This is a genomic window from Thalassolituus sp. UBA6592, from assembly GCF_002433655.1.
Taxonomy (GTDB): Bacteria; Pseudomonadota; Gammaproteobacteria; order Pseudomonadales; family Oceanobacteraceae; genus Venatoribacter.
On record NZ_DJIO01000033.1, the window covers coordinates 5541 to 5845 of the forward strand.

Consider the following 305-nt stretch of genomic DNA (forward strand, 5'->3'; position numbering starts at 1 on the left):
TGCTGCGGCTGAAATTTAAAGACATAGATAAAGGCATGCGCCGCTGGATGAACATCAATGAGCAGACCGCGGAGGTTGCGCGTACCACCATGGAAGGTTTGCTGGATGAGTTACGCCACGAATACAGCGCCAGCCATTTTCTGGTGGGGGAAAGTTTCAGCCGGGCCGATCTGACCGCCTGCAGTCTGTTTGCTATGACGTATCAGCCGAAGGCGTATCCGGTGCCATGGCCTGCATTGGATAAGCTGCCGCAGCCGATGCAGCAGTGGCTGGTGGAGCACAGGGATTATATAGAACCCCTGCAT

General features: G+C 55.1%; 1 protein-coding gene. It reads left to right on the plus strand.

What is annotated here, in order from left to right; all coding sequences use genetic code 11:
* Positions 1–305: glutathione S-transferase family protein (locus tag B2Z72_RS03070; RefSeq protein WP_297004128.1), on the plus strand; the 305-nt coding region annotated here is incomplete at both ends.